The organism is Brevundimonas sp., assembly GCF_030656255.1.
Classification (GTDB): Bacteria; Pseudomonadota; Alphaproteobacteria; order Caulobacterales; family Caulobacteraceae; genus Brevundimonas.
Genome location: NZ_JAUSOE010000164.1, coordinates 22,021 through 28,608 on the forward strand (window position 1 = coordinate 22,021; position 6,588 = coordinate 28,608).

The 6,588-nt window shown below is 66.6% G+C and carries 7 protein-coding genes; 4 read left to right on the top strand and 3 right to left on the bottom strand.

Features of this window, described 5'->3' with window-relative positions; all coding sequences use genetic code 11:
• Positions 1-145 precede the first annotated feature (145 nt).
• Positions 146-1,348 carry an acetyl-CoA C-acyltransferase gene (locus Q7J26_RS16315; RefSeq protein WP_304937416.1) on the top strand — a complete coding sequence of 401 codons (1,203 nt, stop codon included), beginning with the start codon at positions 146-148 and terminating at the stop codon, positions 1,346-1,348.
• Between the two features lie 139 nt (positions 1,349-1,487).
• Here the strand turns inward: Q7J26_RS16315 and Q7J26_RS16320 are convergent, their stop codons facing one another.
• The 3 genes from Q7J26_RS16320 to Q7J26_RS16330 are packed head-to-tail and all read right to left on the bottom strand — an operon-like array spanning position 1,488 to position 3,222.
• Positions 1,488-2,060 (bottom strand): demethoxyubiquinone hydroxylase family protein, encoded by a 573-nt coding sequence (locus tag Q7J26_RS16320; RefSeq protein ID WP_304937417.1) that lies wholly within the window; start codon positions 2,058-2,060, stop codon positions 1,488-1,490.
• 4 nt (positions 2,061-2,064) lie between these two features.
• Positions 2,065-2,607, bottom strand: coding sequence for a disulfide bond formation protein B (locus tag Q7J26_RS16325; protein ID WP_304937418.1), 543 nt, complete (start codon positions 2,605-2,607; stop codon positions 2,065-2,067).
• Between the two features lie 39 nt (positions 2,608-2,646).
• The gene (locus Q7J26_RS16330) at positions 2,647-3,222 is read right to left on the bottom strand and encodes a YqaA family protein (RefSeq protein ID WP_304937419.1); all 576 of its coding nucleotides are present in this window, start codon (positions 3,220-3,222) and stop codon (positions 2,647-2,649) included.
• A gap of 108 nt (positions 3,223-3,330) precedes the next feature.
• Here Q7J26_RS16330 and Q7J26_RS16335 point away from each other — a divergent pair, with 108 nt between their 5' ends.
• The 3 genes from Q7J26_RS16335 to Q7J26_RS16345 form a co-directional block, all read left to right on the top strand.
• The gene (locus Q7J26_RS16335; protein ID WP_304937420.1) at positions 3,331-3,966 is read left to right on the top strand and encodes an exopolysaccharide biosynthesis protein; all 636 of its coding nucleotides are present in this window, start codon (positions 3,331-3,333) and stop codon (positions 3,964-3,966) included.
• 97 nt (positions 3,967-4,063) lie between these two features.
• Positions 4,064-5,659 (top strand): hypothetical protein, encoded by a 1,596-nt coding sequence (locus tag Q7J26_RS16340; protein WP_304937421.1) that lies wholly within the window; start codon positions 4,064-4,066, stop codon positions 5,657-5,659.
• Positions 5,660-5,795: 136 nt separating this feature from the next.
• A partial coding sequence (locus Q7J26_RS16345; RefSeq protein WP_304937422.1) for a 4-hydroxyphenylpyruvate dioxygenase family protein occupies positions 5,796-6,588 on the top strand: 793 nt, incomplete at its 3' end.

A 6,588-nucleotide genomic window follows, 5' to 3' on the forward strand; every position in this document is an offset into this window, starting at 1 on the left:
GGGTCGGGAAACCGCCCCGGTTGCGGCTTGCAGCGACTTGCGTTGATGCCGCGTGAGGGGCCTAAGTTCGCAAAGAGGAAACCGTTCTGGTCTCAAGTCGCGCGTAAGGCGCGACAGGCCCGCCCAATCAAGAAGGATCTCCGTCATGCGCGAAGCCGTCATCGTCTCCACCGCCCGCACCCCGATCGGCCGCGCCTATCGCGGCGCCTTCAACGACACCCAGGCCCAGCAACTGGGCGCCCATGCGGTGAAACACGCAGTCCAGCGCGCCGGCGTCGACCCGGCTGAGATCGAGGACGTCATCATGGGCGCGGCCCTGCAGCAGGGTTCCACTGGCACGAATGTGGCGCGTCAGATCGCGCTTGCCGCCGGCCTGCCGTCTTCGGTTCCGGGCATGAGCCTGGACCGCCAGTGCGCCTCGGGCCTGATGGGCATCGCCACGGCGGCCAAACAGGTGGTGTTCGACCAGCAGAAGATGGCGGTCGGCGGCGGGCTGGAGAGCATCTCCCTGGTCCAGAACCAGTACATGAACCTGTACCGGGGCAAGGACGAGGCCCTGCTGAAACTGGCGCCCCATATATATATGTCGATGCTGGAGACGGCCGAGGTCGTGGCCCGCCGCTATGGCGTCAGCCGCGACCGCCAGGACGAATACGCGCTTCAGTCCCAGCAGCGCACGGCCCAGGCCCAGGCGGCAGGCCGGCTGGACGCCGAGATCGTGCCCATGACCACCACGATGCTGGTCACGGACAAGGCGACCGGCGAGACCTCTTCAAAGGAAGTGACCCTGTCGAAGGACGAGGGCAACCGGCCCGACACTACCCTGGAAGGCCTGAAGGCGCTGAAACCCGTCTTCGGCAGCGGCGAAGAGATCCAGCAGGGCGAGTTCATCACCGCCGGCAATGCGTCCCAGCTGTCCGACGGCGCCTCGGCCTGTGTCATCATGGAGGCCGGCGAGGCGGTGAAACGCAATCTTCAGCCGCTCGGCGCCTATCGCGGCATGGCGGTGGCGGGGGTCGAGCCGGACGAGATGGGCATCGGCCCGGTCTACGCCGTGCCCAAACTGCTGAAACGTCACGGCCTGACGGTGGACGACATCGGCATCTGGGAACTGAACGAGGCCTTCGCCGTCCAGGTCCTCCACTGCCGCGACACCCTGGGCATCCCGGACGAACTTTTGAACGTCTCGGGCGGCGCCATCTCCATCGGCCACCCCTACGGCATGTCCGGCGCCCGCATGACCGGCCACGTCCTGAGTGAGGGCAAACGCCGCGGCGCCAAATACGGCGTCGTCACCATGTGCATCGGCGGCGGTATGGGGGCGGCCGGCCTGTTCGAGATCTTCTAAGACCATCACCCACTCCAACTCCGTCATCCTCGGGCTTGCCCCGAGGACCGGACGCGGATCGGGCTGTGCGCCGCCCGTGATGCAATGCGGCGGACCATCCGGCCCTCGGGTCAAGCCCGAGGGCGACGGGTGATCAAGGTCAGACCCGCTCGCTGACCTTGATCGCCGCCCGGCATCCCGCCTTGATCACCCCGGACAACAGCCGATAGGCGGGCGCCTCGCGACTGCCGTGTTCGATGGCGTGGTCGTGGTGGGCCAGTTCCTCGTCGCGGAACTGTTTCAGCTCGGCGGCCAGCTCGGGGTCGCGCTCGCCGATCTCGGCGATCTGGTCGGCGTAGTGTTTTTCGATCACGCTCTCGACCGCCTCGGTGCAGGCGTGCGCCGCCTTCTCGCCCATCAGGGCCGTGCCGGCCCCCAGGGCCGAGGCCGCGATCCGCCACAGCGGCGTCATCGCCGTGGGCCGCACCCGGCGTTCGTTCAACAGCCGTTCGAACCGGGCCAGATGCACGGCCTCCTGGTCCTGCATCTCCCCCAGATCGCGCACCATGCCGCCGTGCGCCTTGCGGCCCTCGAACACGGCCTTCTGGGCGCGATAGATCAGGACCGCCGCATATTCGCCGGCGTGATCGACGCGCAGGATCTCGTCCATCCGCGCCTTGTTCGCGCCCATTCCCGGGCGCGGCAGAGGAATATGGGATGTCGAGTCGGTCATGGCGTCAGGCCTTTTCGAACCGGGGGGCGCGGGCGTCCTTGGGGCGTTTGGCCGCCAGCAGGCTGAACCCTGCCAACGCCAGGGAGATGACGGCGTTCCAGCCCGCCATCGACAGGCCCAGCCAGCTCCAGGCCACGGAATCGCACATGGCCACCCTCTGGGCCGGCCCTGTGCCGAGCGCCAGGGCGGTCAGGCTTTCGAGATCGATCGCGCCTCCGCCCATGCAGGTCGCGGGCAGGCTCCACCATTTGTATTCACCCCCCATATGGAAGACGGCGGTAACGGCGCCGGTGGCGAAGACGGCGGCCAGCAGAAAGGCGGCGATCCGGGGCGTGCCGCGTCGGCTGCCGCTCAGGATCGTCCAGGCCGTCGCCACCACCGCCACGGCCACCGCGCCCCAATAGACCTCGCGTTGTTTGAGGCAGAGGTTGCAGGGCGCCAGGCCCGCGAAGCGCTCAAAGGCATGGGCCGCGCCCAGCATGGCCAGCGACGCGGCCAGGGCGAAGGCGGTCCACCAACGGGTCAGCAGGCGATAGATGTCTCTCATCGTGCAGCGGTCTTACCCCGCCAAGGCGTCGCCGTCGACTTACAGAAGCTTCAGCACCACGATCAGTGCGATCAACAGCCCCAGACCGATCCCGAACCACAGCGCCAGGCGTTTCTCGACCTGGGCCAGCATGACCGCCCCCCAACGCTTCAGGATCCAGGCCTCGAGGAAGAACCGGCCGCCCCGGGTCACGACCGACGCCCCCATGAAGATCGGGAAGCTGAAGGCCGCCAGGCCCGAGGCGATGGTCACCAGCTTGTAGGGAATGGGGGTAAACCCCTTGATCAGTATGACCCACAGGCCCCACTGGGCGAACCATTGGCGGAAATGATCCAGCCCGTCCGAATGGCCGAGAACCCGGAGGATCGCGAGCCCGAGGTCGGTCAGGAAATAGCCGATGGCGTAGCCGAGCATCCCGCCCAGAACCGAGGCCAGGGTGCAGACACCAGCATAAAAATAAGCCTTCTCCGGCCGGGCCAGGATCATTGGCGCCAGCATCACGTCGGGCGGGATGGGGAAGAAGGAACTCTCGGCGAAGGCGACCACGGCCAGGGCGGGCGTGGCGTGGCCGCCTCGCGCCAGATCAAAGACGCCGTCATAGAGCTTGCGAAGCATGGAAATCCCTTGGAAGGGGCGACGCCCTAGCAAGACCTGCGTCCGACGTCACGCGCCGCGACATCGCAGCCCTCGCCGTCCGTTCCCGACGCCTCTAAAGGAGGCGGCATGACTGTCCCCTCCCCGTCCGGCCACGCCGACGACGTCAGCCACGACATCTCGCGCCTGCTGCGCCGGCTGTCCGACGACGGCGGCGACGCCGGTCTGACTTTGGAAGAAATTCGCGACCGGCTGGACGAGCGCGCCTACGGCCTGCTGATCCTGCTGCTGTCGATTCCCTGCCTGGTGCCCGGCCTTTACGGCGTGCCCCAGGTGGTCGGAGTGGCCATCATCCTGCTGGCCGGCCAGATGCTGGTCGGGCGCGAAGAGCCCTGGCTGCCGCGCTGGCTGCTGAAGCTGCGCGCCAAGGCCAGCTGGCTGAAGGCCATGGCCGATTTCGCCGAGTCGAAACTGGGCTGGATCGACCGGCTGTCGCGCCCCCGCCTGCGCCGCTTCGCCGATGGCCCCGGCGAGAAACTGGCGGCTGTCTTCATGATCCTGGCCACCCTGACCATCGTCCTGCCGATGACCAACACCATACCCTCCGTCGCCTTGGCGCTTCTGTCCGTCGGCCTGATCCAGCGCGACGGCCTGTTCGTGATCGGCGGCGCTGCGCTGACGACGGCCTGGCTGACGATCCTGGGCGTGGTGGCGACCGGGTTGCTGCTGGGCGCGGAATGGGCGACGCGGCTGCTGCCCGGCTGAAGCCTCGAAATTGAAGAGCGCTGGACGCAGGCTTCAGTTGAATCACTTCGCGTCATCGCATCATTATGCGCTCGCCTAGTCGCCGGAGTCTGATTCCATGAAGTCGAACCTGACCGGCGGCCTCGCCGCATTTGTCCTCGCCTTCGGGGTAGCCGCACCGGCCCAGGCCCAGCAGGCGGCCACAATTGAGGCGCGCACCGCACCCGGCGGCGTCGCCGTCACCTGGCGGCTGGCCCAGCCGACCAATCAGGTCGTCTTCCTGGACCCCGACATCATCCGCAGTCTTTGGACCGTAACGACGCCCGGCCTGACCTTGGCGGACGGCGTCGTGACATCCGAACGGCCTTTCGACACCTTCGAAATCCTGATTTCGCCCGACGCAGCCGAAGTGGATCGCGTCTATATGGGCCTGACCCGGGTCGGCGCAGGTCATGTGCTCTACGGGCCCGGCTTGGCGCTGAAGGGCATGGACGCCGAACTGACCTTCAGGCCTGTCGAGGGCGAGACAACCTTGCCCGAGGCGGAGGCGATCAAAGGCTATGCCTACGTCGGCCCAGAGGAGGCTGTGACGCGCAGGGCCGGCGGCGCGGCCGTGATCGGCGCCTCGGTTCCCGCATCGCTTTCGACGCTGATGGGCGACGGCTTTCTGGCCGCACAAGGTTTCTACGGCGCCAGATTGGGCCGCGACCTGCCTTACAAACCGGTCCTGGTGGTCACGACAGACAGCCCCGGTCCGACGACGTTTCGCGGGGATGTAACAGACACCGGCGTCATCGCATTGCGCTTCTACGGCACGTCCTGGGACAGCCCGCCCGAAGAGGTTACCGGGCCGCTTTCCACCTTCGTCTGGCATGAGACCTTTCACCTGTGGAATGGGCACGGAGTCATCACCAAGGATGGCGACACTGCGCCCTGGCTTCATGAAGGCGGCGCGGAATACGGCGCTCTGGTCGCCGCTGCATCGTCCGGCGTCATCGATGACGCCCAGGTGAAATCCTCCCTGGCCCAGCGCCTGAACGGTTGCCGATCGGCTTTGGAGGATCGCGACTATAACCCCCGGCGCCTGCGATCCGGCTCGGCGGTCTACGATTGCGGCGTCGTGATCCAGTGGATCGCAGATCTGGAAGCGCGCCAGGCCTCGGACGGCCGGCGCGACATCTTCGACCTGTGGAAGACGCTGCTGGACGCCGGTCGCGCTGGCAACGGCTACGGAGTGGCCGACTTCCGCGCCCTTCTCCCTGGCGACAGCGGCGTCAGCATCCTGCTCGACGGGCCTGGCGTGGACCGGTGGTCGGGCCTCGAAACCCGACTGGCGACCCTGGGCGTCACGCTGGAGGACAAGCCCGGCCGGGACGACTATCGCCAGGCCGCCCTCTTCCATCTGAACGATCAGAACTGCACCGGCGGCGGGACGGGCTTTTACCGGAATCCCGAAGGCATAAAGCTGGACACGGGCGACAGGTGCGGCGTGCTGTCGGGCGCCCCCCTTCTGGCCAGCATAGAGGATCACGACCCCTATGCGGACCCCGAAACCATGTTCTTCGCGGTCCAAGCCCGTTGCGCCCAAAACCTATCGGTCCGCTATCGGTTCGCAGACGGTCGGACGGTCGAGGCCGTCTGCGAGGCGCCGTTGCCAACACCCAAGGCTTGGGCCGTAACCACGGCGCCGATACTGGCGACGCGCTCGACCTGAGACCTTCGCCCAACTCCTAACGCATCACGACCCCGTGGGTCCGCCTTGGCTCTGTCGTCATCCGCGACTAGGTTCCGCGCCAATCGGCGGCCCCTTTCGGTTAAGCCCGCCACCAAAGCTACGCGGGAGACGCGCCATGAACGATATGACCCAGGCCCCTAACCAAGCCACTGCGGAACAGATCAACCTGGAAAACCCCCTCGGCGTCGACGGATTCGAATTCGTCGAATTCACCGGCCCCGAACCCAAGGCGATGATTTCGCGCCTGGAACTGATGGGTTTCACCCAGACCCACGTGAACCCCAAGACCGACGTTGTGCGCCTGAAGCAGGGCGACATCTCCTTCCTGGTCCACCGCACGCCGACCGGTCAGGCCCAGGCCTTCGCCGCTGACCACGGCCCCTCGGCCAACGGCATGGCCTTCCGCACCACCGACGCCAAGGCCGCCTATGAAGGCGCCCTGGAACGCGGCGCCGTGGCGGCGACCGACGCGAACGGCGGGGCGCTGGGCGACTATCCCTATATCCTTCAGGGCATCGGCGGTTCGCTGCTGTACGTCATCGACCAGTACGGCGACGCCGGCTCGCTGTATGACGCCTGGGACGAGATCGAGGGCTGGGAAGAGGCCGAGCGCAAGAACTCGATGGGTCTCGAGATCCTGGACCACCTGACCCACAATGTCCGTCGTGGCCAGATGCGCACATGGTCGGGCTTCTACGGCTCGGTCTTCAACTTCGAAGAGCAGAAGTATTTCGACATCAAGGGCAAGGCGACCGGCCTGTTCTCGCAGGCCATGATCGCGCCCGACCGCGCCATCCGCATCCCCCTGAACGAAAGCCAGGACGACAATTACCAGATCGAGGAATTCCTGCGCCGCTACAACGGCGAAGGCATCCAGATCATCGCCCTGACCACCGATAACATCTTCG